25 protein-coding genes are annotated in these 25,154 nt (G+C 63.8%); 13 read left to right on the forward strand and 12 right to left on the reverse strand.

What is annotated here, in order from left to right; all coding sequences use genetic code 11:
* Positions 1–2: 2 nt before the first annotated feature.
* Genes E2A64_RS09590 through E2A64_RS09605 form a run of 4 tightly spaced genes read right to left on the reverse strand, consistent with a single transcriptional unit; the run spans position 3 to position 2,319 of the window.
* Positions 3–437 (reverse strand): DUF4864 domain-containing protein, encoded by a 435-nt coding sequence (locus E2A64_RS09590; protein ID WP_133284123.1) that lies wholly within the window; start codon positions 435–437, stop codon positions 3–5.
* Positions 438–489: 52 nt separating this feature from the next.
* Complete coding sequence (locus tag E2A64_RS09595; protein WP_133284124.1) at positions 490–1,083, reverse strand: energy-coupling factor transporter transmembrane component T family protein; 594 nt, start codon at positions 1,081–1,083, stop codon at positions 490–492.
* Entirely contained in the window at positions 1,080–1,745 is a 666-nt protein-coding gene (locus E2A64_RS09600; protein WP_133284125.1) for an energy-coupling factor ABC transporter ATP-binding protein, read from the reverse strand. Before E2A64_RS09600 ends, E2A64_RS09595 begins: the two co-directional genes overlap by 4 nt.
* Before the next feature lie 19 nt (positions 1,746–1,764).
* Positions 1,765–2,319, reverse strand: a complete 555-nt coding sequence (locus E2A64_RS09605; protein ID WP_133284126.1) for a biotin transporter BioY — start codon at positions 2,317–2,319, stop codon at positions 1,765–1,767.
* Between the two features lie 263 nt (positions 2,320–2,582).
* On the opposite strand from E2A64_RS09605, the gene E2A64_RS09610 reads away from it, so the two are divergent.
* From E2A64_RS09610 to E2A64_RS09630, 5 genes are all read left to right on the forward strand, one after another.
* Complete coding sequence (locus tag E2A64_RS09610; protein WP_133284127.1) at positions 2,583–4,082, forward strand: CoA-acylating methylmalonate-semialdehyde dehydrogenase; 1,500 nt, start codon at positions 2,583–2,585, stop codon at positions 4,080–4,082.
* A gap of 80 nt (positions 4,083–4,162) precedes the next feature.
* On the forward strand, positions 4,163–5,311 hold the full coding sequence (locus tag E2A64_RS09615; RefSeq protein WP_133284128.1) for an acyl-CoA dehydrogenase family protein: 1,149 nt from the start codon (positions 4,163–4,165) through the stop codon (positions 5,309–5,311).
* The gene (locus tag E2A64_RS09620) at positions 5,308–6,351 is read left to right on the forward strand and encodes an enoyl-CoA hydratase/isomerase family protein (protein WP_133284129.1); all 1,044 of its coding nucleotides are present in this window, start codon (positions 5,308–5,310) and stop codon (positions 6,349–6,351) included. Before E2A64_RS09615 ends, E2A64_RS09620 begins: the two co-directional genes overlap by 4 nt.
* A gap of 23 nt (positions 6,352–6,374) precedes the next feature.
* Positions 6,375–7,250, forward strand: a complete 876-nt coding sequence (gene mmsB, locus E2A64_RS09625) for a 3-hydroxyisobutyrate dehydrogenase (RefSeq protein ID WP_206662437.1) — start codon at positions 6,375–6,377, stop codon at positions 7,248–7,250.
* A 13-nt stretch (positions 7,251–7,263) separates the two neighbouring features.
* Entirely contained in the window at positions 7,264–8,118 is an 855-nt protein-coding gene (locus E2A64_RS09630) for an MBL fold metallo-hydrolase (RefSeq protein ID WP_133284131.1), read from the forward strand.
* Positions 8,119–8,121: 3 nt separating this feature from the next.
* Here E2A64_RS09630 and E2A64_RS09635 read toward each other — a convergent pair whose 3' ends face one another.
* From E2A64_RS09635 to E2A64_RS09665, 7 genes are read right to left on the reverse strand one after another with little or no spacing between them, the layout of a single operon-like run.
* The gene (locus tag E2A64_RS09635) at positions 8,122–8,709 is read right to left on the reverse strand and encodes an NAD(P)H-dependent oxidoreductase (protein ID WP_133284132.1); all 588 of its coding nucleotides are present in this window, start codon (positions 8,707–8,709) and stop codon (positions 8,122–8,124) included.
* Positions 8,709–9,290, reverse strand: a complete 582-nt coding sequence (locus E2A64_RS09640) for an NAD(P)H-dependent oxidoreductase (RefSeq protein ID WP_133284133.1) — start codon at positions 9,288–9,290, stop codon at positions 8,709–8,711. The genes E2A64_RS09635 and E2A64_RS09640 overlap by 1 nt, the downstream gene beginning before the upstream one ends.
* Before the next feature lie 2 nt (positions 9,291–9,292).
* Complete coding sequence (locus tag E2A64_RS09645) at positions 9,293–10,693, reverse strand: FAD-binding oxidoreductase (RefSeq protein ID WP_133284134.1); 1,401 nt, start codon at positions 10,691–10,693, stop codon at positions 9,293–9,295.
* Between the two features lie 3 nt (positions 10,694–10,696).
* A complete protein-coding gene (locus E2A64_RS09650) occupies positions 10,697–12,010 on the reverse strand; it encodes a cytosine deaminase (protein ID WP_133284135.1) in 1,314 nt (437 codons plus the stop codon).
* A complete protein-coding gene (locus E2A64_RS09655; RefSeq protein WP_133284344.1) occupies positions 12,011–12,832 on the reverse strand; it encodes an ABC transporter permease in 822 nt (273 codons plus the stop codon).
* A 40-nt stretch (positions 12,833–12,872) separates the two neighbouring features.
* The gene (locus E2A64_RS09660; RefSeq protein ID WP_133284136.1) at positions 12,873–13,658 is read right to left on the reverse strand and encodes an ABC transporter ATP-binding protein; all 786 of its coding nucleotides are present in this window, start codon (positions 13,656–13,658) and stop codon (positions 12,873–12,875) included.
* 59 nt (positions 13,659–13,717) lie between these two features.
* Positions 13,718–14,719, reverse strand: coding sequence for an ABC transporter substrate-binding protein (locus tag E2A64_RS09665; RefSeq protein WP_133284137.1), 1,002 nt, complete (start codon positions 14,717–14,719; stop codon positions 13,718–13,720).
* 278 nt (positions 14,720–14,997) lie between these two features.
* Between E2A64_RS09665 and E2A64_RS09670 the strand changes: the two genes are divergently transcribed.
* From E2A64_RS09670 to E2A64_RS09680, 3 genes are all read left to right on the forward strand, one after another.
* A complete protein-coding gene (locus E2A64_RS09670; protein WP_133284345.1) occupies positions 14,998–15,390 on the forward strand; it encodes a RidA family protein in 393 nt (130 codons plus the stop codon).
* A 37-nt stretch (positions 15,391–15,427) separates the two neighbouring features.
* Positions 15,428–16,222: a creatininase family protein gene (locus tag E2A64_RS09675; RefSeq protein ID WP_133284138.1), complete on the forward strand. Its 795-nt coding sequence runs from the start codon at positions 15,428–15,430 to the stop codon at positions 16,220–16,222.
* A gap of 317 nt (positions 16,223–16,539) precedes the next feature.
* Positions 16,540–17,436 carry a helix-turn-helix domain-containing protein gene (locus E2A64_RS09680; RefSeq protein WP_133284139.1) on the forward strand — a complete coding sequence of 299 codons (897 nt, stop codon included), beginning with the start codon at positions 16,540–16,542 and terminating at the stop codon, positions 17,434–17,436.
* Between the two features lie 51 nt (positions 17,437–17,487).
* On the opposite strand, the gene E2A64_RS09685 is transcribed toward E2A64_RS09680, so the two are convergent.
* Positions 17,488–19,494 (reverse strand): TonB-dependent siderophore receptor, encoded by a 2,007-nt coding sequence (locus E2A64_RS09685; protein WP_133284346.1) that lies wholly within the window; start codon positions 19,492–19,494, stop codon positions 17,488–17,490.
* 470 nt (positions 19,495–19,964) lie between these two features.
* On the opposite strand from E2A64_RS09685, the gene E2A64_RS09690 reads away from it, so the two are divergent.
* The 5 genes from E2A64_RS09690 to E2A64_RS09710 are packed head-to-tail and all read left to right on the forward strand — an operon-like array spanning position 19,965 to position 24,991.
* On the forward strand, positions 19,965–20,990 hold the full coding sequence (locus tag E2A64_RS09690; protein ID WP_133284140.1) for an iron-siderophore ABC transporter substrate-binding protein: 1,026 nt from the start codon (positions 19,965–19,967) through the stop codon (positions 20,988–20,990).
* A complete protein-coding gene (locus E2A64_RS09695; protein ID WP_133284141.1) occupies positions 20,987–22,030 on the forward strand; it encodes a FecCD family ABC transporter permease in 1,044 nt (347 codons plus the stop codon). Before E2A64_RS09690 ends, E2A64_RS09695 begins: the two co-directional genes overlap by 4 nt.
* Positions 22,030–23,079 (forward strand): FecCD family ABC transporter permease, encoded by a 1,050-nt coding sequence (locus E2A64_RS09700; RefSeq protein ID WP_133284142.1) that lies wholly within the window; start codon positions 22,030–22,032, stop codon positions 23,077–23,079. The genes E2A64_RS09695 and E2A64_RS09700 overlap by 1 nt, the downstream gene beginning before the upstream one ends.
* A complete protein-coding gene (locus E2A64_RS09705) occupies positions 23,076–23,936 on the forward strand; it encodes an ABC transporter ATP-binding protein (RefSeq protein ID WP_133284143.1) in 861 nt (286 codons plus the stop codon). Before E2A64_RS09700 ends, E2A64_RS09705 begins: the two co-directional genes overlap by 4 nt.
* The gene (locus E2A64_RS09710) at positions 23,933–24,991 is read left to right on the forward strand and encodes a DUF2218 domain-containing protein (protein WP_133284144.1); all 1,059 of its coding nucleotides are present in this window, start codon (positions 23,933–23,935) and stop codon (positions 24,989–24,991) included. The genes E2A64_RS09705 and E2A64_RS09710 overlap by 4 nt, the downstream gene beginning before the upstream one ends.
* The last annotated feature ends 163 nt before the right edge of the window (positions 24,992–25,154 follow it).

A 25,154-nucleotide genomic window follows, 5' to 3' on the forward strand; every position in this document is an offset into this window, starting at 1 on the left:
GGTCACGTCTGCGGCAAGGCCTGTCTGATCAGCGAGACGCCGCGGATCTTCATGGTGCCGTCCGGCTGCCGCTCCATGTCGTAGATCGCGGTATAATCCTGGCCGTCGGGGCCAGCGATCAGAACTTCCTGGATCACCCCGCCGCCTGCCGTTTCGCGGGATCTGCCGAAGGCATAATTGCCGGGCCGGTAGACCGGCCCGTAGCCGCTTCGCACCATCGCCCCGAACTTCTCGACGGTCGGAAATATCTGCCTGATGGACGGCGCCGCGAGGGCATAGGCCCCTTCGATATCGCCGCGGAGGAACGATTTTATCTGGCTCTCGATGACCGTCTGCGACATTTCCACCGGTTCCTGCGCACGGGCAGGGGCCGCATGAAGCGGTGCAATCAGCAGAATGCTCAAGGCGAGCCTCCGCAGTTCGGGAAGTCGCGGCATCGTTTCGTCCTCCTCGGCTCAAGAATAGGACGTTCCGCGAGAAAGGAAAGTTTCAGTCGACCGAGCGCGCCTCGATGGCACGCGCGATGTCGTCGGCATCCTTGAGTGTCCGGACCACGAGCGGCACCAGCAGCGCCACGATACTGCGATCGAGCCCGCGCGCGCGTTGCGCGTCGCGAACGTCGTGGAACTGGGCCCGGATCCTGGGGATGAACCGTATGGTCATGGCGATCGCCAGCGCGATCTTTTCCCGCGGAACCCAGCCCGGCGCACGGGAAAGCCCCGCCATCAGACCGTCGACGAGTTCGCTGACCTTCGTCGTCAGCGTCAGCAGGGTGGCCGCGAGGATCAGAACCGCAAACCGCAGGACCACGTATGAGGCCAGCCGGATATCGGCGAGGTAGAGCTGGGCAATAAGCAGGATCGCGAAGATTGCCAGCACGGGCTTGAGCGCGCGCCAGGCATGGGCCGGCTTCAGACCCGCGAGCAGGTAGCCGCCGGCGACCAAGACGGTCGCGAGCGCCAGCACCGGCCACGTGTCGACGATGAAGACAAGCGTCGAGATCGCGAAAAGCAGGAGGATCTTCAGGCCGGGATGCGCCCGGTGAACGATGGTCGCGCCCCGCACATAGAGATCGGTGATCATTCCGCGGTCTCGCGGTAGCGGGCAATCACGCTGGCCGGCTCGCCGTCGGCGGCGATGCGACCGCCTTCGATCAGGATCACCCTGTCGAAATCGGCAAGAAGTTCGAGGTCGTGCGTGACGAGGACGACATGTTGGTCCAGCGCGTCGATGGCAGCCTTCACCGTCCGGGCATTCCACATGTCGAGAAGCGTGGTCGGCTCGTCGAAGACGATCAGCTTCGGGCGCATCACCAGAACGCCGGCAAGGGCGACCAGCTGCTTTTCGCCGCCCGAAAGTTCGTGCGTGAACCGCTCTGCGAGAGCGGCAATGCCAAACCGTTCGAGCGCGTCCGCAATTCGCGTCTGCCGCTCGGCCTTCGGCAGTTTGAGGTTCTTGAGGCCGAATTCGAGATCTTCGGAGACGATCGGATAGACGATCTGGTTGTCAGGGTTCTGGAAGACGAAGCCGACATTGCGGCGCAGGTCTCTGGTGTCATCCGAACCGGCGAACCGAACAGTGCCTGCGGTCGGTTTCTCCAGGCCGTTCAGCAGTCTGGCAAATGTGCTCTTGCCCGAGCCGTTGCGCCCGATGACGCCGATCCGCCGGTTGTCGAGTTCGACCGACACGTCTTTCAGAATGTGCCGGCCGGCCTTGTCGACGAAAACGGAAGTGAGCGTGATCATGGGGCGCTGCAGGCTCAACTCAGGCGGCCGAGCGGTTGCCCAACAGCGGGTAGGAGCGCTTGACGGTAACGATGACCAGCGAAGCGATGATGGCCTTGAGAATGTCGCCGGGAATGAACGGGGCCGATCCGGTCAGCGCCTGCGTGACGGAGACCTTGGCAACGGCGGCGCTCCAGGGAACCCCGATGGCATAGAGGACGACCACGCCGCCGAAGATGCAGATCGCGGCTGCGGTGAAGATGTTGAGGCGGTTCCAGAACCGCTCGGTCAGGTAGCCGATGACGAAGGCCGCGACGATCCAGCCGACGATGTAGCCGGCGGTCGGGCCGAAAAACACGCCGAAGCCGCCGCGTCCGCCGGAGAGAAGCGGCAGGCCGAGAGCCACGAGAAGCACGAAAAGCGCAAGGGCAAGGCTGCCCCGCTTCGCGCCGAGCACGCCGCCCGCCAGCATCGCGCCCATCGATTGCGCCGTGATCGGCACGCCGATCACCGGCAGCCAGATCGGCGGAAACAGCGCCAGGGCGGCCACTATGGCTGCAAAAAGGGCGATGTAGACGATGTCACGGGTTTCCATGGCGGGTGCTCTCCAGAAATCGAGGTCGATCGGGTCCGGCGGCGCCTCGGCCCCGCGGTCCGGACGGATGGTTATATGATGCGGCGTCGCTTTGATAGTGCGCAGTTTTCCGCATGGGACGCTTCGGGTTTTCAGCACGGGAAATGCACGGCAATACGATGTCGAACTATAAACTCCGCACAACGGTTGTCGTGCTGCGTGCATTGAATTGCGTTTGGAATGATCGCAAGCTGAGGAAAGCCAAACACAAGCGAGGTACAGCCATGTCCGAACTCACCCATTACATCGGCGGCAAGCACGTCAACGGCACATCGGGGCGCTTTGCCGATGTGTACAATCCGGCCACCGGCGAAGTACAGGCCCGGACCCCGCTCGCCAGCAAGGCCGAGCTCGACGCAGCCGTCGCCAACGCCGCTGCCGCGCAGCCCGCATGGGCGGCATTGAACCCGCAGAAGCGCGCCCGCGTCCTGATGAAGTTCGTCGATCTGCTTCACCGCGACATGGACAAGCTGGCCGAAGCGCTGTCGCGCGAGCACGGCAAGACCATCCCGGATGCCAAGGGCGACGTGATCCGTGGTCTCGAGGTCGCCGAGTTCTGCTTTGGCGCGCCGCATCTCCTGAAGGGCGAATTCACCGAAGGGGCGGGGCCGGGCATCGACATGTATTCGCTGCGCCAGCCGCTCGGCGTGGTCGCGGGCATCACGCCCTTCAACTTCCCCGCCATGATCCCGATGTGGAAGTTCTGCCCGGCGATTGCGGCCGGCAACGCCTTCATCCTCAAGCCCTCGGAACGCGATCCGTCCGTGCCGCTGATGCTTGCCGAGCTGATGAGCGAAGCCGGCTTGCCGGACGGCATCCTCAACGTCGTCAACGGCGACAAGGAATCGGTGGATGCGATCCTGGATCATCCCGAAATCATGGCCGTCGGCTTCGTCGGTTCGACGCCGATTGCGGAGTACATCTATTCGCGCGGCTGCGCCAACGGCAAGCGCGTGCAGTGCTTCGGCGGCGCCAAGAACCACATGATCATCATGCCCGATGCCGACATGGACCAGGCCGTCGATGCGCTGATCGGCGCCGGCTACGGTGCTGCCGGCGAGCGCTGCATGGCGATCTCGGTTGCGGTTCCCGTCGGCGAGGAAACCGCCGACCGTCTGGTCGAAAAGCTGGCGCCCCGCGTCGAGGCTCTCAAGATCGGTCCGTATACCGCCGGCGACGATGTCGATTTCGGCCCGCTCGTCACGGCACAGGCGCGCGAGCGCGTGCTCGGTCTCGTCAATTCCGGGGTGGAGCAGGGCGCGGACCTCGTGGTCGATGGACGCCAGTTCTCCATGCAGGGCTACGAGAACGGATATTTCATCGGCGGATGCCTCTTCGACCGCGTCACCCGCGACATGGATATCTACAAGCAGGAAATCTTCGGTCCGGTTCTCTCGGTCGTCCGCGCCGATGACTATGAAGACGCACTGCGTTTGCCGATGGAGCACGAATACGGCAACGGTACCGCAATCTTCACCCGCGACGGCGATGCGGCCCGCGATTTCGTCAGCCGCATCAATATCGGCATGGTCGGCGTCAACGTACCGATCCCGGTGCCGCTCGCCTACCACACCTTCGGCGGCTGGAAGAAATCCGGTTTCGGCGACCTGAACCAGCACGGTCCGGACGCATTCCGCTTCTATACCCGCACCAAGACCGTGACCTCACGCTGGCCCTCGGGTATCAAGGACGGTGCCGAATTCGTCATCCCGACGATGCGGTAGGCATCCCTGCGACCAGATAGCTCATCCGGCGCGGGGAGGTGTTCGCGCCGGTCGCAGCCGACGACAAGAGGAGGAATTTCATGGATTTCGCCATGACCGAGGAACAGGCCGCCATATTCGATATGGCCCGCGACTTCGGTGCAGAGAAGATCGCGCCCTTCGCCCATCAGTGGGAGAAGGAGGGCACCATGCCCCGCGGGATATTCACCGAACTCGCGGCTCTGGGGTTCGGCGCGATCTATGTGCCCGAGGAAGACGGCGGAACGGGGCTGACCCGGCTCGACGCCACGTTGATCTTCGAAGCCCTGTCCATGGCGTGTCCATCGGTGGCGGCGTTTCTCTCGATCCACAACATGTGCACCTGGATGGTCGCCAAATGGGGATCGGACGCGGTCAAGGCCGAGTGGCTCGACAAGCTCGTCTCCATGGAGACGATTGCCTCCTACTGCCTCACCGAACCGGGCTCGGGCTCCGATGCCGCGGCTCTCAAGACCAAGGCCGTCCGCGACGGAGACGATTTCGTCCTCAACGGTTCGAAGGCCTTCATATCGGGCGGCGGCTATTCCGATCTCTATGTCGTCATGAGCCGGACCGGCGACGAGGGGGCAGGCGGCATTTCCGCTGTGCTTGTTCCCGATGGCACTGACGGACTTTCGTTCGGTGCGAAGGAAGACAAGATGGGCTGGCGCGCGCAGCCGACATCCGTCGTCCAGTTCGACGATTGCCGCGTGCCTGCAGGCAACCTGCTGGGCGAGGAGGGCGCGGGTTTCAAATATGCCATGGGCGGGCTCGATGGCGGACGGCTCAATATTTCGGCCTGCGCACTCGGCGGGGCCCAGACCGCGCTCGACAAGGCACTCGCCTATATGGGCGAACGGCAGGCCTTCGGTAAGACCATCGACAGTTTCCAGGCATTGCAGTTCCGGCTGGCCGACATGGAAATCGAACTCCAGGCGGCGCGCACGTTCCTGCGGCAGGCCGCATGGAAACTCGACACCAGGGCTCCGGACGCAACCAAGTTCTGCGCCATGGCCAAGCGGTTCGTGACGGATACCGCGTTCGACGTCGCCAACCAGTCGCTGCAGCTCCACGGCGGCTACGGCTATCTCGCCGACTACGGGGTGGAGAAGATCGTTCGTGATCTGCGTGTGCACCAGATCCTCGAGGGGACCAACGAGATCATGCGGCTGATCGTTTCGCGAGCGCTCCTGAAGGAGCGAGACGCATGAGCGCCGGCGACGACATTCTCCTGCGCGTGGAAGGCCGTGTGGGTCACGCCACGCTCAATCGCCCCAGGGCGCTCAACGCGCTCTCCTATGACATGGCGATGGCGCTCGAGAAGGCGCTCGACGACTGGCGCGATGACCCCGCCGTCGACATGGTGCTGATCGATGCCGAAGGCGACAAGGCCTTCTGCGCGGGCGGCGATATCAACGCGCTCTATTCGACCGGCAAGACCGGCAATCTGGACTATGCCAGAACCTTCTGGGCCGACGAGTACCGTCTCAACGCCAAGATCGCGGCTTTTCCAAAGCCATATGTCGCGCTGATGGACGGTATCGTCATGGGCGGCGGTGTCGGCGTCTCGGCCCACGGCTCGCACAGGATCGTCACCGAGAGGACCATGCTCGCCATGCCCGAGTGCGGCATCGGGCTGATCCCCGATGTGGGGGGCACCTGGCTGCTTGCACGGGCTCCCAGCCGGATCGGCGAATATCTCGGTCTGACGGGAACGCGCATCGGTGCCGCGGATGCCATCCATGCCGGTTTTGCCGATACTTTCGTGCCGTCGGACAGGCTCGAAGCCCTGAAAGCCAGGCTGGTTACGACCGCCGATGCGTCTTCCATCGCAGCGTTTGCCGCCGAGCCTCCGGAAGGGGAGCTGGCGCTCATCGAAAACGGTATCGGGGCGGCATTTTCCTCCCCGTCCGTTCCCGATATCGCAGGCGCCCTCGGCAAGATGGATGCTGAATGGGCGGGCAAGGCCGTGAAGGCCATCGACCGGGGTTCTCCGATTTCGCTCGCCTGCACGCTCGAAATGGTTCGCGCCGCCCGCGAAGATGCCTCGGTGGCGGAATCGCTGAAGCGAGAATACCGTTTCGTCTCGCGCTGCATGGAAGATGGCGACTTTATCGAGGGTGTCAGGGCAGCCATCATCGACAAGGACCGCAATCCGGCTTTCGCCGGTGCGCGCAAGGAAATGCCCGCCGAAAGGGTGGCGCAGATGCTCGCGCCGCCGCCGGGAGGCGATATCGAAATACCGGTCTGAACGGACCGCACACGGGAGGAGCAATCATGAGAATCGGATTTATCGGGCTCGGAAACATGGGCGCGCCGATGGCGGCCAATCTCGTCAAGGCCGGCCACGAGGTCGTCGGCTTCGACGTGGCGGGCGTGACCGTGGAGGGCGTCAAGATGACAGCTTCTGCGCCTGATGCCGTCAGGGGCATGGAAGCCGTGATCACCATGCTGCCGAATGGCGGCATCCTGCGCTCGGTCTACGGGGAGATCGTCTCCGCCGGGGAGAAGGGCGCAGTGTTCATCGACTGCTCCACCGTGGACGTCGAGAGCGCGCGACTTGCCCACGATATGGCGGACGCTGCCGGGCTTTTGTCCGTCGATGCTCCCGTTTCCGGCGGCATCGGCGGGGCGGCAGCCGGCACGCTCACATTCATGGCGGGCGGTTCGAAAGAGGCTTTTGAGAAGGCCGCGCCGCTGTTCGACATCATGGGGCAGAAGACCGTTCATTGCGGCCAAGCCGGTGCAGGACAGGCGGCGAAGATCTGCAACAACATGATCCTCGGCATCTCCATGATCGGTGTCTGCGAGGCCTTCTCGCTCGCCGACAAGCTGGGGCTCGACCGTCAGAAGATGTACGATGTGGTGTCCACCTCGTCGGGGGCGTGCTGGTCGGTCAATACCTATTGCCCGGCGCCCGGGGTTGGGCCTAAAAGCCCGTCGGACAACGACTACAAGCCCGGATTCGCATCCGAACTCATGCTCAAGGACCTGACCCTGTCGCAACAGGCCGCCGATGCCGTCGATGCCCCGACCCCCATGGGCCGGCGCGCCGCCGAACTCTATGGCGAGTTCGTCGAAAACGGCGGGCGGGGCCGGGACTTCTCGGCCATGCTGCCATGGTTTCAAGGCAAGGGCAGGACGAACTGAAACGCAAATGCCGATGACCGCACGACTGACGCTACTCGGGACCAAGGGCGGCCCCGCCATCAGGCCGGGAGGCCCGTCGCCGACATCTTCCCTGCTCGACCTGGCCGGCCGCAGGCTCGTCGTCGATTGCGGGCTGGGCGTGGCCCGCGGCCTCGTCGAGACCGGCATGAAGCTGAGCGAACTCGACCTCGTCTTCATCACCCATCTTCATTCGGACCATGTGCTCGAACTGGGGCCACTGATCCACACCGCATGGACGGCGGGTCTGAACACGCCCGTGAAGGTCTACGGTCCGGTCGGCACGGCGGATGTCTGGCTGCATTTCTGTGCTTCGCTCGCCTATGACATCGAGACCAGGATCGATGACGAGGGTCGCCCCGACATTCGGGAACTCGTCACCGTGCTCGAATATGGAGAGGGCGGGGTCCTCGCGGAAGACGGCCTGACGGTGTCGGCGCTGCGCGTCGATCACCCGCCGGTCACCGACTGTTTTGCGCTGAAATTCGAGGCGGACGGAAAGTCGGTGGTCTTCTCCGCCGACACGGCCTTCTTTCCTCCGCTGGCGGAATTTGCAAGGTCGGCGGACATTCTCGTTCACGAGGCTCTTCATCCCGAAGGGCTGGAACGTCTGGTCGCGCGCACCGGCAATGGCGCACGCCTGCGCCAGCATCTCACGGCCAGCCACACATTCGCCGAGGATGTCGGGCGCATCGCGAGCCAGGCAAACACCGCGCACCTCGTGCTCCATCACCTGGTGCCTGCCGACGATCCGGAGATCACCGCCCGGGACTGGTCACGCGAAGTGCGCAAGACATGGTCCGGTGAACTGACCATCGGCAGCGACGGCCTCGTCATTCCGCTCGACTGAGTTTCAGATCCTGGCGAGGTTCTGCTCGACCTTGGAGAGGTAGGCGCTCCGGCTTTCGGGCGTCGATACATCCATCCGGTAATGGGCAAGATAAAGCGTCTTGCAACGCTTGCCGCACAGCCCGCGCATGCCGCGCAGGATCGTCCGCCGCCCGGGATGGCCGACGATATTGGTCCAGAGCCGCGTCGCCCCGCAGGTGGTGATGACGCCAAGAAACTTGATGTGCTGCATAAGTGGCTGGATCGGCGCCTCATCGGTCGGGATCGTGAACGCCATGTCGGGCGTCCATACCCGGTCGAGCCAGCCCTTGAGCATCGCCGGAAGACCATACCACCAGGTCGGATAGATGAAGAGAATGCCGTCTGCCGCCTTCAGCCGTCGGGCATGGTCGGGGAAGGGGTGATGCTCCATCGTCATCTCGTTGTAATGGCGCCGTTCCTCGGCCGACATGACGGGATTGAAGCCTTCCTCGTAGAGATCGAGAAGATCGACCTCGTGCCCGCCGATCCTGAGGGCGCGGATCGCCGTCTCGCGGACTGCCGCGCAGAAGCTCTCTGGTACAGGATGGCAATAGACGAGAAGGATACGCATCAGAAATTCTCCAGCACGCTTTGCACTTTCGACATGAAGGCATGCCGGGTTTCGGTGGTCGAGCGGTTCATGTCGTAATGCGCCAGATAGTGCACCGGCGCTCGGGGGCGAATCGTCAGCCTCAGCATGCGTTTGACGATCTTGCGCGGTGGATCGCCGGCAATGAAGGCGCGCAATCGCGTTCCGCCATAGCTCGTTATCACCGCCAGCCTGCCGATATTGTGCAGGCATGGCGCGACCTGTCCGTCATCGATGCGGAAGGATACGCCAGGCAGGAACACCCGGTCGAACCACCCCTTGAGAATGGCGGGAAAGCCGTAATTCCAGACCGGATAGACCAGCACCAGCGCGTCGGCCTTCAGCAGGCGCTCCACACTGTCGGCAACCGCGTTCCGGTTGGTTCCGGTATCGTGATAGCCCAGCCGCTCGTCATGGGAGAGGACCGGATCGAATTTCTCGGCATAGAGATCGAGGCAGTCCACCGTGTGCCCCGCGTCGACAAGCGTCCGACGCGCCATGCGGAAGAGGCTGCCATTGAAACTCGATTCCACCGGATGGGCATGGACAAGCAGCACGCGCATATCTAGCGGCTTCCCTGCAAGCCCTTGAAAAGCCAGGTGCCTCCGGTGCTGAAATCGTAATCCGGGTCATCCCAGGCGATCATCTTTCCGGGATTGAGCAAACCCTTCGGATCAGCCTCGCGCTTGAAGGCGAGCTGGATCTCGTCGGTCTGCTTCGTCCCGCCTTCCTCCAGCGTGTAGCGGTGCGGATTGAAGATCGGGCAGCCATTGCCGGTATGGAAATCCATGATCTCGTCCAGCCGTTCGGCCGTCGTGAAGCGAACGAGCGGAAGCCCGAAGCAGGTGATGTCGCCGTCGAAGCGCACGAACTCGAGATGCGAGATCAACTCACCGTCGCCGAAACTCCGGTCCATCCGGGCGGAGAGTTCGAGCTGGTTCGGAAAGGGGTAGAGGACCTGGAGATAGGTCCATGCCGGATCAACCCGGATCGCCCGCAGAGTGGTATGGTTCCAGGAAAGTTCGAAGACCGGCGGCAGGCCCTTGCGATCACTGGCGGAAGCTGCGTCGAAGGCAACGCGTCCACCGTTGCGCCGGTTGAAGGCAAGGAGCGCATCATGGGACTGCGGAGCGACCATGACGAGCACCACATGCTCGCCGTCCTGCAGGAACTTCTGGTGGCGCTTGAAATAGTCGAACGGGCAGGGCGCTGCGACCACCGAGATCAGCTTTGTGAGGATTCCGTCCTGGCGCGCCAGGGCATTCGCGTAAGCTGCGGCTTCAGTAAATGACGGGAAACCGATGATCAGGTCGATCCAGTCATAGGATGGGGCGAGCGGCATCTCGACTTCGGTGATGATGCCGTTGGTGCCATAGGCGTGGATCGCCTTGTGAAGATCCTCGCCGGTCAATTCGAGCACCCGGGGTTCGGCTTCCATCGTCACGACGCGCAGCCGGATGACATTGCCGAAATCCCGCAATCCTCCGTAACTGATGGACCCGATGCCCCCCGAGCCGCCGGCGATGAAACCGCCGATCGTCGCGGTGTTGGCCGTCGACGGATGCATCCGCAACTCCTGGCCGGAATGGTCGCGCGCGGCCTTGTCGATATCCGCGCAGATCACACCGGGGCCGCAGACGATCCGGCCCGGAGCGATCTCGCGAATGTCGTTCATCTCCGCAAGCGAGAGCACCACTCCGCCCGACAGCGGCATCGCCTGTCCGTAATTGCCTGTGCCCGTGCCACGCGGGGTGACCGGGATGTCATGCCGATAACAGGCCTTGAGCACGGCGATCAGTTCGCCTTCGGTTTTCGGCGAGACGACAAGGTCGCCCGTAACCTCGGACAGCTGCTCCTTCAGGACAGGAGAGTACCAGTAGAAATCCCGGCTCTTCTGCTGGACGATCTTTTCGTTGTCCTCGATCCGGATGTCGCCGAGGTCCGCGCGCAGGGCTTCAATACTCATTGCTCATCCTTCCATCAGGTCATCGAGTTCGCTGTAATGCGGCGGCTTGGCGGAGATCGGTTTTCCGTTCCGGATCACGATGCGGTTGGTTTCCGGGCGGGAGAGAAGCTCGGTGAAGCGGCGGCCCTCGAAGAGGATGAAGTCGGCCGAACCGCGATTCTTGAGGAGACCGCGCTCGGTCAGCCCCATCGCGCGGGCTGCGTTGCGCCCCACGGTGGCAGGCCAGTCGCCGACCGGATGATCGAAATGGAGAATGCGCGTTGCCTCGCGATACACTTCCAGCATGTCGAGATCGCCATAGGCGAAGAACGGATCGCGGGTATTGTCCGAGGCGACAGCGACATTGATGCCGCGCGCGGCCATTTCATGAAGCAGCGTCACGCCCCGCCAGCGCGGCGTCGTCTGGTTGGTACGCCGGTCCTGCAGGTACATGTTGCACATGGGCAGGGAAACGATGGAAAGCCCGGCCCGAGCGACCAGATCGAGCGTTTCGAGAACCTCCGTATCCGGCTGCCTCGCCAGCGAACAGCAATGGCCGACGAGAATGCGGTTCGCGAAACCGTGGCGCAGAGCAGCCCGCGCGATCCGCTCGAGCGACACGGCAGCCACGTCGTCGGTCTCGTCGGCATGGAAATCGAGCTCGAGGTTGAGCTTCATCGCCGTCTCGAACACCCGGTCGAGGAGTTCGTCGAGATCGGGCACCATGTAGGTGACGGCGCCGAGAACGCCGCCATGGCTGGCCACCGTCCTGGCGAGCGAGGCGAAGGCGTCCGCGTCGCGCACCGCGTCGATGCCGACGAGCGATGCCGCCTGCAGGTTGACCTTGCCCTTCCACCTGGCGCGCATCTCGGAAAAGACCGGCCAGGAGATGCTCTCCTGCGGTGCGATCGAATCGAGATGGGTCCGGATCGAGGATGTGCCGTGGGCATAGGCGCAGCGGATGCCGAACTCCATCCGGCGTGCGACGTCCTCCGCCGACCAGCGCGCGATCCGGTCCTCGCCGACCGAGCCCAGCGCGCCGGCGAACGTGCCGTCCGGATTGGGCTTGCGCGGCCAGATGTGGCCCTTGTCGAGATGGGTGTGGCAATCGACGAAAGTCGGCAGCACGATGCCGCCATTGCCGTTGATCGTGTCCGGCACCGGCGGTCCGCCGCCCGGCTCGATCCTGGTGAACCGGCCGTCGTCGACCGTCAGCCTGGCTTGCGCCAGTCCGTCCTCGTCGAAGGACAGTCCGGCCACCGAAGTGGTGCTGCCATGGACGCGGATATTGTCGAGGATGAAATGGCCGGTATCCGGCAGCGTCACAGGCTTGTGCATTTATCGTTCCCGCTCGATGGCGCTTTCGTGCCAGCGCCTGAGGATCAGGTGGCTGATTGCGGACAGGGTGATGAAGATCAGGATGCCCGTCAGCGATATGAGCAGGAGTGCCGCAAAGAGCCGCGGGATCTTGAGCCTGTATCCGGCCTCGATGATTCGCGAGGCGAGACCCGACTCCTGACCCGCCGCGCCGGCCACGAATTCGGCAACGACCGCGCCGATCAGCGCCAGCCCGCCGGCGATTTTCAGTCCGCCGAGGAAATAGGGCATGGAAGCCGGAAGCCGCAAATGCCACAGCGTCTGCCAGCGGCTTGCGCCGTTGAGCTTGAAATAGTCGAGCAGGTTTCGATCCACCGAATTCAGGCCCAGCGTCGTATTGGACAGGATCGGGAAGAAGGCGACGATCCAGGCGCAGAGCAGCAGCTTGGCCGTCTGGTTGTCGACATAGATGTTGATCAGCGGGAAGATAGCAACGATCGGCGTGACCTGCAGAATGATCGCGAATGGAAAAAGCGACATTTCCACCCAGCGCGATTGCGCGAAGAGGACCGCGAGGCCGACACCACCGGTCACCGCCAGAAGAAGCGAGAGAAAGGTGATCTTCAGGGTGACGAGAAGGGCGGGCAGAAGGATCGCCGCATCGGCCCAGAGCGTGGTGAGGACAAGCCAGGGGCGCGGCAGGATGTAGGGCGGGATCTCGTTCCAGACGCAGATGCGATCCCACAGGATCAATGCCGCGCCCATGATCAGGAGCGGCATCAGCCACCTGCCGATCCTCTCGCGCTGGCGCGCGCGCAGCCGGGCCTGTTCCTCGGCGTCCATGCCACGTTCGGCCGCCGGCTTCTCGGCGGCTACTGCCAGATCATTGGACGCCAACGGACATATCCTCTCCCATCGCCGCGCCGAGCGTAGCGGAGACCTCGCGGCAGATCTCGGCATAGTGAGGCGAGGTGCGGTACATGTCGTCGCGCGGATAGGGCGCATCGACCGTCATCTCGCGAAAGATCCGCCCCGGCCGGGCAGCCATCACCGCGATGCGGTTGGACAGGAACACGCTCTCGAAGACAGAATGGGTGACGAATATCGCGGTAAAGCCGCGATCGCGCCAGAGATCGAGCAAGTCGGCATTGAGGCGGAAGCGGGTGATCTCGTCAAGCGCCGCGAATGGTTCGTCCATCAGCAGCATCTTGGGACGTGTGACCAGCGCTCGCGCGATCGACACCCGCATCTTCATGCCGCCGGATAGCTCGCGGGGCACGGCTTTCTCGAACCCCGTCAGATGGACCCGTTCGAGCGCATCGGCAATTTCACCGGCCGCCTCCTGGCGGGAGACGCCACGCAGCCTCAGCGGCATCCAGACATTGTCGTGGACGCTTGCCCAGGGCAGCAGTGTCGGTTCCTGGAAGACGAACCCGATATCGCCGCGTTGAATTTCGCCACCCTGCCAGTCGAGCTGGCCGGAGGTTGGTGCAGACAGCCCGGCGATGATGCGAAGCGCCGTCGATTTGCCGCAGCCGGAGGGGCCGAGAAGGCTGAGAAAATCACCCTGGCATATGGCGAGATTGACGTCGTCGAGCGCGGCGACGCCCGAGGCGAAACGCTTGCCGATATGGCGCAGGGCGAGCTGGGTGAGGGCAGATGCTGTCATGTCTTGCGGCCTTGCGGCGGGAGGCCCGGCAAAGCCCGGACCTCGCCGACATCGGTCCCTCATTTCTTCAGATCCAGCCCCACCTTCTGGTTCACGAAGTCGAGCGTGTAGGTGGACTTGATGTCTAGGCCGTCCTCGACGACGCCGGCTTTCACCATCTTGTCGTAAAAGCTCTGCATCCGCGCGTCGGTCATGGCGCCGATCCCAATGGTCTCCGTGTCGCCGGAATCGACGATGCCGTATTCCTTCATCTTGTCGATGGAAAAGGCGATCTGATCATCCGACATGTCGGGATTGTCTTTCTGGATCAGCGCATTGGCCGCCGAATTGTCGCCATAGAGATAGCTGTACCAACCCTTGATCGAGCCTTCGACGAAGCATTTGACCACCTCCGGCTTCTCCTCGATCGTTGCCGCCATGGCTTCGATGGTGGTCGAATAGGTATCGAACCCGTAATCGGCGATCAGGAACAGTTTGGGCGAAAAGCCGCCTTCCTGTTCGACCGCGTAGGGCTCCGACGTGATGTAGCCCTGTTGCACGGACTTCTTGTCGGCAATGAAGGGAGCCGGATTGAAGGTGTAGGGCACGCGCTTGGAGGCATCGAATCCGAATTCGGTGATCATCCACTGGAAGTAGCTTTGGAAACCCTGGTCGCCGAGAATGTAGGTGTCGGCGTCCTTGAGCGATTCCCAGCTTTCGAAGCCCTGGTCGGGATGGGTCATCAACACCTGCGGCTCTTTCTGGAACGACGCCGCGACGACCTTGACCGGAATGTTCTCCGCGGCTGCCGAGAAGGCTTCGAGCATGTTGCCGCCCATGTTGAAGTCGATCTTGCCGGCCAGGAGCAGGGCGCGGTTATTGACCTGCGGGCCGCCGGGCAGGATCGTGACCTCGAGGCCGCAGGCCTCGTAGGTGCCGTCGGCGACCGACTGGTAGAAGCCGCCATGTTCCGGTTGCGCCAGCCAGTTGGTGCCGAACGAGACCTTTTCGAGAGCCAGTGTCTGGCCCGCGGTTCCGGAAAGAAGAAGAACAGTAAGAAGGCTGCGAGAAAGAGCTGTCATGACACCATCCTTGGCTTACGCGACGACCTTCATGGCGCCGCTTCTCCATGCCGCTACGGAGCAAGCTTCATGCCAGAAGCCGGGGCCGTGCCACCCGGGAGGCTCCGGGTTTCGTTCCGCACGACGGTGGCGATTTCTGCTGCGTGTTGCTTAATTCGTGGTCAGTGCTCCCGTTCTGACCATTGCATCTTGACCCATTTGCCGGGCCTTTGGAATAGATGTCGGAAGCGGTGCAGCCGACCGCCCGCAACGATCGCCGGGAGGCAGGGGAAGACTGGATGAAATATCACACGCCGGAGACGATCCGCCCGCCATTCGCGCGCTACAGCCATGCCGTCGAGGTGCCGCCGGGATGTCGGCTCATGGTGTGCTCCGGTCAGCTGGGGCTTACCAGGGATGATCATATTCCGGAGGATGCGGGCGCGCAGGCGGAACTGTGCTTTGCCGCCGTGAAGGAGATTCTCGCTTCGGCGGGCATGGATTTCTCCCATATCGTGCGCATCAATGCCTATGTTACCGACCGCACCTGGCTGAAACCCTATATGGCCGTGCGCGACAGGCTGTTCGGCGATCCGCCTCCGGCCTCCACACTCATGATCGTCTCGGGATTTGCCAACGAGGCCTTCAAGGTGGAAATAGAGGTGCTGGCCGCCGCACCCGCATTGGAATGAGGGCGCGTGACCGGCGCGCTTGAAGGAAAGAGACCATATGACGAGAAAGATCTGGTGGGGCGACTTCACCGCTCCCGAATTCACCGACATCGATGCCAATGCGACCATCGCCGTGCTGCCGATCGCGGCGATCGAGCAGCATGGGCCGCATCTGCCGGTTTCCACCGATAGCTCGATCATGGAAGGCATGATCGATACCGTCATTCCGCTCGTGCCGGACGATCTCGACCTGCGCATCCTGCCGATCCAGCAGGTCGGCAAATCCAACGAGCACCTCCACGCGCCGGGCACGCTGTCCATTCCCGCCACCACGCTGATCGACCACTGGGTCGAACTCGGGCATTCCGTCGCCCGCGCAGGCATCCGCAAGATCATCATCATCACCTCCCACGGCGGCAACGAGGAGGTCATGGGCATCGTCTCGCGTGAACTGCGCGTCCGCGCCCGGATGATGTCGGTCAAGACGAGCTGGATGCGCTTCGGACTGCCCGAAGGCATGTATTCCGATGAGGAACGCCGCTACGGTATCCATGGCGGCGACGTCGAAACATCGCTGATGCGCCATTTCCGCCCCGAACTGGTTGACATGACGAGGGCGGAAAATTTCGTCTCCGCCGTCAAGCGCGCGGAAGGCGAGTTCGATCTCCTCAAGCACACCGGCACCCACGCCTTCGCCTGGATGGCCAACGACCTGCATCCATCGGGTACCGTTGGCGAGGCGGCCGAGGCGACGGCGGAGAAGGGCAGGGCGACCGCAGAGCACCAGGCAAAGGGCTTTGTCGAACTCGCCAGGGAACTGCGCCGGGCCGATCTGGATGCGTGGCTGGCGTAGGCCGGCGCGCAGCCACCGGCCACATCGCAAGCAATCGGCCGAGGCTTGGGACGCAGCCTCTTGTCCGTCTTCCTTACACCGGCATCTTGTCGCCGAGGTGAGGAGACGAGCTCATCATCGCCGGCCCGCTGCGGCTCGTCGAGCCGTAGGCGTGGCACCTCAAACTTGCATTGCTAATAAAACATGAGTATCAGGCTCATGAATAATGCGGCGTGACGGCCCGAGAGCGAATGTGCCAACTCTCGAAACCGGCGATCGGTCCGATATCGGGCTCCGCCGGACAGTCGCGGCCGAAATGGCTCCGATGAGGTATCTCGATGAGTTACCAGCACAATATGTTCACCGAGATGGAAGGCATCCGCGCCGTCGGTCCGGCACGCTGGCGCGCCTTTGACGGCGGTATCGGCGTCTTCTGGAACGCCATGGGCGAGAACGGCGCTCACGCGTATTATCTGTCTCCCGATCCGCGCATCGTGATCTTCTTCGACCGCGTTTCGGGATATATCCGCATGGCAAACGAGCCCGATGCCATCGGCAGCAGGGATCGCCCGATGACGCGGGCGGTATACGTGCCTGCGGGGGTGCCGCTCTGGACCCGGTTCACCGCTGCGCGGCGATTCTCCCACCTCGATCTCCATATCCATCCCGACCGCCTGCTGCGCTACATGACGCCGTCCCTGGGGCGCTCGGCGGCTATGGCGGTGTTGCGCCGGCCGGTGGAAATCGAGGATCTGGGGACGATCGAAACGCTGGCCAATCTGGTCGTCGACGATCTGTCCGAGGGCGGACGGCATACCGTCTATGTTGAAAGCCTCGTCGGCGCGATCGCCGCAGCTCTTCTCGATCTCCCCGAATGCCGGGAGACCCAAAAGCCGGGCGGACGGCTGACGCAGGCTCAGCTGAACAAGCTCTTTTGCCGCTTCGACGGGGTCACCGACAAACGCCTCCCGGTCTCGGAAATGGCTTCCATCGTCGGCCTTTCGGAAAGCTGGTTCACGACTGTCTTCAGGCAGACGACCGGCAAGACGCCGCTGCAGTGGCAACTCGCCCGCAGGATCGAGGCAGCGCAGCGGTTGCTGCATGACAGCAATCTCAGCCTTGCGGAGATCGCGGCGCAGCTCGGATTCTCCGATCAGGCGCATCTGACGAAAGCCTTCCGTCAGGTTTCCGGCAATACGCCCGCCGCTTGGCGCCGCGCCAGACGTCCGGAGTGAAGCTGTGCGGCCCCATCCGCCCGGCGGGCGGACAGGGCCTGTCATCGCATTCTACCAGCTCTGGCGAAGCGTCGCGTAGATCGCCCGTCCCGGATTGTAGTAGAGCGCGCCGCCGTCATTATTGGCGACGTGCTTCTCGTCGAACAGGTTGGTGGCGTTGACCTGGAAGGACGTGTTTTCACTGAACGCGTAGGTGAAGGCGGCATCGAAGACCACGGCATCCTCCGACTTCCGGGTATTCGCATTGTCGAAATAGTAGGAACCGATATAGCGCGCGCCCAGACCGAAGGTCATGTCGCCACGCTTGCCGTCACCCTCGAACGTGTATGTTCCCCAGATCGACGCCAGATGTTCGGGTACCTGGGCGAACCGGTTGCCGTCATAGCTGCCGCCCGGCTCCTCGATGCTGGAATCGATGTAGGAATACGCCGCGATGACGTCGATATTGGCTGTCACTTCAGCCTTTCCCTCGACATCGAAGCCGCGATGCCGGATCTTGTCGACAGTGGCCGGCAGATAGGTCGGGGCTTCATAGGTGGTGATGTTCTCCATCGTCAGGTCGTAGACGGAGGCGGTGATCAGGCCCGGGAAGGCTGTGGGCTGATATTTCACCCCGATCTCGTACTGGGTGCCGGTCGTGGGCTCGGTGCCGGTTCCCGGAGGCGCCACGGATTCCGCGTAGCTCACATAGGTGGCAAGCTCGTCGGTGAGCTTGTAGCTCAGTCCGAACCGTGTCGTGAACTCGCTGTAGTCGCCGCTTTCCGTGGTCTTCGCGATGACGTCGGTCTCGCTCAGGTCGAGCCAGTCATTGCGTAGCCCGACAGTTGCCGTCAGCCGGTCGAAGAAGGTCAGATCCTGTTGCAGATAGATCGCCCTGGTCTCCTGGTCGTTCTCGGTGACCGTGCGGTTCGATAGCGCCCCGAGCGGCCCGGAATGGACCGGATTTGTCCAGTCGATCCCCGGCGCCGTTCCATCCCAGACAGCCGGATACTCGGAGCCCGTGTCCCCGTAGGCGTCGATCTTGTTGTACTCGACGCCCACGAGCGTGCGGCTCTCCACCGTATCGAAATGGGTTTCGTAGAGCAGATTTGCATCGATGACGAATTGTTCGTCCGTGCCCTCGTTCTGGAAGAAGATGCGGTCCGCTTCGGTGTCCGACGGGTCGTTGGCGCCCTGGGCGTCGTAGATATAGGCGTAGCCGAACCCGCCCTTGTTGCGGCTGTGCCGGGCGGTGGAGTTGAAGCTCAGACCGTTCTCGAAATCATGGTCGACCAGCAGCGTAAAGGTGTTGCGGTCGGTGTCGAGATAGTTGAAGCCGGGTTCGCCGAAAAAGCGGTCGCGTTCGAAATCCGTTCCCAGCGGATGGCCGCCGCCGCTCGGCGTTCCGTCCTTGTCGAGGTGGTCGAAGACGATGGAGACCGAGGTCTGGTCGGTGGGCCGCCATGTCAGGCCGCCCATGATGAAGTTCTCGTCGTCCTGGGAATAGTCATATTCCGCGTCCGAGCGCTGAAGCTTGCCGGTGAGCCGGTAGGAGAGTGTGCCATCCTCGATGAGATCGTCGCCGAAATCGAACCCCACTTCCTTGTGGTCGAACGAGCCGCCGGTCACATAGGCTTCGCCGAAGCGACCCTCCTTCGGCGTCTTCGTGACGTAGTTCACCGCTCCGCCCGGATCTGACACGCCGAAACCGGTGGAACTGGCGCCCTTGAGCACTTCCACCCGTTCGAAGGCATAGGGTTCTTCCAGCACACCGCCCCAGCTGCGACCGAGCACGAGACCGTCGCGATAGGTGAAGGGACTGAAGCCGCGGATCTTGAAATAGTCGAAACGGTCGTCGGAACCGTAGTAATCCGTCACCACGCCTGCCGTGTACTGGACGACTTTCTCGATCGTGTCGGCGCCGCGTTCGGCGATTTCCCGCGAGGTCACCACGGAGACCGACGCCGGCGTCTCGAGGATTTCGGCGGGCATCTTGCCTGCGCCGGTCGATTCCGTCGCCACGATGGTCCGGGAATCGCCCGTAAGGCCGGCGCCTTCGACAGCGATGGTGTCGAGCATGGTGGTTTCGCCCGTACCCGATGCCTGCTGCGCGAGTGCCGGCGCGGCGATGACCAACCCGAGAGCCGTACACCCGGTCAGAATGAAGTTGTGATGCGCGAGATGCGACTTGCGCCGACTTTCCCCGTACGACGTATTGTTCCTGCTCAAACCCGATACCCCGATGTTGTGGCAACCCCGAACCGGCGGGAGGCGCCGGCGTGCCGCTGACTTTCAAGCGAGGGCGGACAGCCATGCGCGCCTGCCCGTCGTCGCTGCATGCGGTTCGAAGGGCGGCAGGCGGCGACGCCCGATCCTCGGTTGCGGCTTTTAACTTGAGTAAAATAGTCTGGTATTGTCGTTTTCTCCGGTTTTGTACGATTCCCCGGTAACTTACGCGCAAGCGCCGAGCCCTGGTCGTCCTAGGCTTGACCTCTTTTCCGAAACCTGAGAGTGACGGTCAACTTTAATCTGAACGTTGAGTATTCGCGATGCCGCGCTTGTCCCGCTTCCTCGCTCCGGTGTTGACCGGTCTTCTTCTCGCTCTGTCCGCCTCGCGCGGAGCGCAAGCGGAGGGAATGGACGCCTATCCGCTGACGATCACCCATGCTTTCGGGACCACCACGATCAATTCGAAGCCCGAGCGCGTCGCAACCGTAGCCTGGGCCAATCACGAAGTGCCGCTGGCCCTCGGCGTGGTACCCGTCGGCATGGCGCGCGCCAATTTCGGCGATGACGACGGTGACGGCATCCTGCCGTGGAACAGGGAGAGGCTCGACGAACTGGGGGGTGCGACCCCCGTGCTCTTCGACGAGGGTGACGGCATCGATTTCGAAGCGGTCGCCGCCACGCGGCCGGACGTGATCCTGGCGGCCTATTCGGGGCTCAGCCGCTCCGACTACGAGACGCTCAGCCGGATCGCTCCCGTCGTCGCCTTTCCAGAAGCCCCCTGGTCGACCGACTGGCGCGCCACGATCCGGCTGGACAGCGTCGGAATGGGAATGGCGGCCGAGGGCGAGGCGCTGATCGCCCGGATCGAGGGGGAAATCGCTGCCGAGGTGGCGAAGCATCCGCAGCTCGCGGGCAAGTCGGCCATGTTCGTCACCCATCTCGACACCACGGATCTCAGCACCGTCAATTTCTACACCACCCATGATGCCCGGGTCCGGTTCTTTGGAGATCTGGGTCTGGTGGTGCCCAAAAGCGTCGCGGAAGCCTCGGATGAAGGCCGTTTCGCCGGTTCGACGAGTGCCGAACGCATCGACGCCTTCGACGATGTCGACATTCTCGTAACCTACGGCGGCGCCGAACTGATGGCGGCGATGAAGGCCAATCCGCTTTTCGCGCACATGCCGGCTGTCAGCAACGATGCGGTCGTCCTTCTCGGCAACAACGCGCTCGGCACCGCAGCCAATCCCACGCCGCTGTCGATTTCCTGGGTGCTCGGGGACTATGTGGCCGAACTCGCCGGGGCGGCCGGAAAGGACGCCGGACGGTCGAACGGACAATCCGAATGAACGTCTCTGCACCGTCGTCAAATGTGCCGCTCCCGCGGCAGGGGCGGAGCAATCGTGGCCGCGCGCTCTGGCTCTCGTCGCTGGTCGCGCTTGCGGGCGTCCTTATGCTCCTGTCCCTGGCGATCGGCACCCGATCCGTTCCCTTTGCCGAAATCTTGTCTGCCCTTGGCGGCCGTGTCGACACGATCGGCGAGGCGGCGGTGGCGACCCGCATTCCGCGCACCGTGCTGGCCGCGCTTGCGGGCGCTGCCCTCGGTCTTTCCGGGGCGATCATGCAGGGCATCACGCGCAATCCGCTCGCCGATCCGGGCATTCTCGGCGTCAATATGGGCGCCGCGCTTGCCGTCGTCGTCGGCGTCGCCTGGTTCGGCATGGCGTCCTCCCACGCCTATATCTGGACTGCCGTCTGCGGGGCCGGGGTCACGGCGATCTTCGTCTATGCCGTCGGCTCACTCGGACGCGGCAGGGCTACCCCGCTCAAGCTCGCGCTGTCGGGGGCCGCGACCTCGGTCGCCTTCTCCTCGCTCGTCATCGCCATTGTCCTGCCGCGCAACGACATCGCAGGCGGCATACGCTCCTGGCAGATAGGCGGCGTCGGCGGCGCTACCTTCGACCGCATCGGCCATGTCCTGCCGTTCCTGCTTGCAGGCTTCGCCCTCAGCCTTCTGTCGGCGCGGAAGCTCAACTCCCTGGCGCTCGGCGACGAACTGGCTGCCGGTCTGGGCGAAAGGGTGATGCTGGCCCGGGCCACAGCCGCTCTCGGTGCCGTTCTGTTGTGCGGAGCGACCACGGCCGTCTGCGGGCCGATCGGATTCGTCGGGCTCGTCGTGCCGCATCTGTGCCGGCTGGTGGCCGGCGTCGACCATCGCTGGCTGCTGCCGTTCAGCGCGCTCGCCGGCGCCTCGCTTCTGTTGGCGAGCGATGTCGTTGGACGGATCGCAGCCCGACCGTCCGAACTCGATGTCGGCATCGTCACCGCGCTCGTCGGTGCGCCCTTCTTCATCTGGATCGTGCGGCGCCAGCGGGTGAGGGAACTGTGATGGACGGATCCCTGCCGGCGACCGCCACCAGTCAAATCATCGCAGGACATCGCGCAACCCGTATCCGCAGGCGGCAAGCGGTCGTCGCTGCCCTCCTGCTCGCCGTCGCGGCTCTCCTTGCCCTGTCGCTGATGCTCGGACAGTCGTTCACGCCACCGCTGGACGTCGTCCATGTGCTCCTGGGACATGACGTGCCGGGCGCGTCCTTCACGGTCGGCGATCTGAGGCTGCCGCGCGCGGTTCTCTCCATCCTTGCCGGACTGAGCTTCGGCATTGCCGGATCTGCCTTCCAGGTCATGCTGCGCAATCCGCTTGCCAGCCCCGACATCATCGGCATCAGTTCGGGCGCCAGTGCGGCAGCGGTCTTCGCCATCGTCGTCCTGTCGCTCGACGGTCCGCTCGTCTCCGTCTTCGCCGTGATCTCCGGACTGGCGATCGCGCTCCTCGTCTACGGGCTGTCCTTCCGCAACGGCGTTTCGGGCACCAGGCTCATCCTCGTCGGTATCGGCGTCTCCGCCATGCTCGAAAGCCTCATCGCCTACATCCTTGCGCGCGCGCCGGCCTGGACGCTGCAGGAGGCGATGCGCTGGCTCACCGGCAGCGTCAACGGCGCAAGTCTCGACCAGGCGATTCCGCTTCTCTTGGGTCTCGTCCTCTTCGGCGGCATTCTATTGTCGCGCGCAGGCAATCTCGAGGCGATGCGGCTCGGCGACGACATGGCCGCCGCGCTCGGCGTCCGCGTGGCCCGTGAAAGGGCGCTCCTCGTCGTCGCTGCCGTCGCGGTTATTTCCATCGCCACCGCCGTCACCGGCCCGATAGCCTTCGTCGCCTTTCTGGCAGGCCCCATCGCCGCGCGCATTCCGGGCATCAGCGGTTCGATCCTTCTGCCCGCCGCGCTGACCGGTGCGGTGCTGGTTCTTCTGGGCGACTATGTCGGCCAGTTCCTGCTTCCGGCCCGTTATCCGGTCGGCGTCGTCACCGGAGCGCTCGGCGCACCTTATCTCATCTACCTGATCATCCGCGCCAATCGCGGTGGAGCCATGTCATGAGCGGTCATGAACTGCGAGCGGAAGATCTCGGCGCCGGCTATGGCGAGCGGAGTGTCTTCGACCATCTGGATATTGCCTTTCCCTCCGGCCGGATCACCGCCATCGTCGGTGCCAATGCCTGCGGCAAGTCCACGCTTTTGCGCACGCTATCGCGCTTGTTGCCGGCCCGGCGGGGGCGGGTGCTGCTCGATGGCCGGTCGATCCATCACCTGCCTTCGCGCGAGCTTGCGCGGACGCTGGGCTTGCTGCCGCAATCGCCGGTGGCGCCCGAAGGCATCACGGTGGCCGATCTCGTCAGCCGGGGTCGTCATCCGCATCAGGGTCTGTTCTCGCGCTGGACGGGGACCGACGAGCGTGCCGTGGCCGATGCGCTCGATGCGACCGGTACGGCGGAACTCGCCGAACGGGCGGTCGACGAGTTGTCGGGCGGCCAGCGTCAGCGGGTCTGGATCGCCATGGCGCTCGCCCAGAAGACCGACGTGCTGCTGCTCGACGAGCCGATCACCTTTCTCGACATCAGCCATCAGGTCGAGGTTCTCGATCTGCTGACCGATCTCAACCGCAGCCGTGGCACGACCATCGTCATGGTGCTGCATGATCTCAACCTTGCCGCCCGTTATGCGGATTGCCTCGTCGCCATGGCGGGCGGCCATATCCGGTCCGTTGGAGCACCCGAAATCGTGCTGACGGAGGAGGGCGTCCGGCAGGTCTTCGGCCTCGACTGCCGCGTCCTGACCGATCCGACCTCCGGGCGGCCGATGATGTTGCCGCTCGGCCGCCACCATGCGCAGCGGGATGCCGGTGCGGAACCACGCCTCGCCCTTGCCGATGAAACCTTGCCCCGGGAGCAGCCATGACCATCGCCGGACCCCACAGCCTGTCGGGCACGGCGGTCACGCCGGACGCCGCGCGCATGCTCGATGTCATAGAGGAGCATTTCGCCGAACATGCGGAGGTCCGTCGCCACGGCGCGCTGGTCCATCTGGAGAGCGAGGCGGGTGGCGCCGACATACGCGCCGAAACCGGCCGGCTGACGATCGCGCTCGACGGAACCTCCGGCGACGCGCTGGAACTGATGCGCACCATGCTTGCCGAACATCTCTTCTATTTCGCCGGCGCCGAACCGCTTGAACTCAGCTGGTCGGCGGCCCCGCGGCCGGGCGCGCTGGCCGGTTTCCATCAGGCTCGGGTGGTTGCGCGGCGGCAGGTCACTCCGCGCATGCTGCGCCTCACCTTTGCCTGTGGCGACGTCACGCCCCTTGTCGGCGGCGATATCCACGTTCGCCTCCTCGTGCCGCCCAAGGGCCGTGAGCCGGTCTGGCCGGGGCTTCGCGAGGATGGTCGCATCGCCTGGCCGGAAGGAGAAGACGAACTTCTGGTGCGCGCCTATACCATCCGCAGCGTCGATGCGGTGCGCAACGAGTTCGACATCGACGTCTTCCAGCACGCCGGACACGGTGTCGCCACGCCGGGTGCCGATTTCGCCCGGGACGCCGGTCCCGGTGATCTCGTCGGTCTGATGGGGCCGGGGGCCGGAGGGATCCCGCAGGCTGCGTCCGTGCTCCTCGTCGGCGACGAGACCGCGCTGCCAGCCATCGCCCGCATTGTCGCCGAAGCGCCTGCCGATACCCGCGTCGAAGCCATCATCGAGGTGGAGGATGCAGCCGAGGAACAGCCGCTTCCCGGCGGCGCAACGCTCGGCGTGCGCTGGCTGCATCGCGCGACATATCCGCAAGAGAAGCCCGACACCCTCTTGCGCGCGGCACTCCAGGCCATCGACGCCGCTCCGGACGACACGTTCGTCTGGGTCGCCTGCGAAAAGGACGACGTCCGCGTGATCCGCAAGCACCTCAAAAGCCGCGGCCATGACCGCAAGCGGATGTATGTGGCCTATTACTGGGAAAGGCAGTGAGCGGCTCGACGCCGCGGATCCCGGCGGTTCGAGCCATGACGGATTGAAATGACCGGAAGGGTGGTGAGCGCGCAGGGGTTCGAACCCTGGACCTACTGATTAACAGTTTGAGTAGCCGATAATTAAATAATTGATAAAATGAAGAAATACTGTGCAAAAATCA

This window comes from Pseudohoeflea suaedae (assembly GCF_004354915.1).
Lineage (GTDB): Bacteria > Pseudomonadota > Alphaproteobacteria > Rhizobiales > Rhizobiaceae > Pseudohoeflea > Pseudohoeflea suaedae.

Bases quoted from the DNA above. Each gene is read 5' to 3' on its own strand.
- E2A64_RS09685 (WP_133284346.1), bottom strand. From the start codon at position 19,494: ATGCTCGACACCATCGCTGTCGAAGGCGCCGGCCTTACGGGCGATTCC.
- E2A64_RS09630 (WP_133284131.1), top strand. From the start codon at position 7,264: ATGACCGCACGACTGACGCTACTCGGGACCAAGGGCGGCCCCGCCATC.
- E2A64_RS09610 (WP_133284127.1), top strand. From the start codon at position 2,583: ATGTCCGAACTCACCCATTACATCGGCGGCAAGCACGTCAACGGCACA.
- E2A64_RS09670 (WP_133284345.1), top strand. From the start codon at position 14,998: ATGAAATATCACACGCCGGAGACGATCCGCCCGCCATTCGCGCGCTAC.
- E2A64_RS09680 (WP_133284139.1), top strand. From the start codon at position 16,540: ATGAGTTACCAGCACAATATGTTCACCGAGATGGAAGGCATCCGCGCC.
- E2A64_RS09615 (WP_133284128.1), top strand. From the start codon at position 4,163: ATGGATTTCGCCATGACCGAGGAACAGGCCGCCATATTCGATATGGCC.
- E2A64_RS09710 (WP_133284144.1), top strand. From the start codon at position 23,933: ATGACCATCGCCGGACCCCACAGCCTGTCGGGCACGGCGGTCACGCCG.
- E2A64_RS09605 (WP_133284126.1), bottom strand. From the start codon at position 2,319: ATGGAAACCCGTGACATCGTCTACATCGCCCTTTTTGCAGCCATAGTG.
- E2A64_RS09690 (WP_133284140.1), top strand. From the start codon at position 19,965: ATGCCGCGCTTGTCCCGCTTCCTCGCTCCGGTGTTGACCGGTCTTCTT.
- E2A64_RS09600 (WP_133284125.1), bottom strand. From the start codon at position 1,745: ATGATCACGCTCACTTCCGTTTTCGTCGACAAGGCCGGCCGGCACATT.
- E2A64_RS09650 (WP_133284135.1), bottom strand. From the start codon at position 12,010: ATGCACAAGCCTGTGACGCTGCCGGATACCGGCCATTTCATCCTCGAC.
- E2A64_RS09655 (WP_133284344.1), bottom strand. From the start codon at position 12,832: ATGGACGCCGAGGAACAGGCCCGGCTGCGCGCGCGCCAGCGCGAGAGG.
- E2A64_RS09705 (WP_133284143.1), top strand. From the start codon at position 23,076: ATGAGCGGTCATGAACTGCGAGCGGAAGATCTCGGCGCCGGCTATGGC.
- E2A64_RS09635 (WP_133284132.1), bottom strand. From the start codon at position 8,709: ATGCGTATCCTTCTCGTCTATTGCCATCCTGTACCAGAGAGCTTCTGC.
- E2A64_RS09660 (WP_133284136.1), bottom strand. From the start codon at position 13,658: ATGACAGCATCTGCCCTCACCCAGCTCGCCCTGCGCCATATCGGCAAG.
- E2A64_RS09595 (WP_133284124.1), bottom strand. From the start codon at position 1,083: ATGATCACCGATCTCTATGTGCGGGGCGCGACCATCGTTCACCGGGCG.
- E2A64_RS09645 (WP_133284134.1), bottom strand. From the start codon at position 10,693: ATGAGTATTGAAGCCCTGCGCGCGGACCTCGGCGACATCCGGATCGAG.
- E2A64_RS09590 (WP_133284123.1), bottom strand. From the start codon at position 437: ATGCCGCGACTTCCCGAACTGCGGAGGCTCGCCTTGAGCATTCTGCTG.
- E2A64_RS09695 (WP_133284141.1), top strand. From the start codon at position 20,987: ATGAACGTCTCTGCACCGTCGTCAAATGTGCCGCTCCCGCGGCAGGGG.
- E2A64_RS09640 (WP_133284133.1), bottom strand. From the start codon at position 9,290: ATGCGCGTGCTGCTTGTCCATGCCCATCCGGTGGAATCGAGTTTCAAT.
- E2A64_RS09675 (WP_133284138.1), top strand. From the start codon at position 15,428: ATGACGAGAAAGATCTGGTGGGGCGACTTCACCGCTCCCGAATTCACC.
- E2A64_RS09620 (WP_133284129.1), top strand. From the start codon at position 5,308: ATGAGCGCCGGCGACGACATTCTCCTGCGCGTGGAAGGCCGTGTGGGT.
- E2A64_RS09665 (WP_133284137.1), bottom strand. From the start codon at position 14,719: ATGACAGCTCTTTCTCGCAGCCTTCTTACTGTTCTTCTTCTTTCCGGA.
- E2A64_RS09700 (WP_133284142.1), top strand. From the start codon at position 22,030: ATGGACGGATCCCTGCCGGCGACCGCCACCAGTCAAATCATCGCAGGA.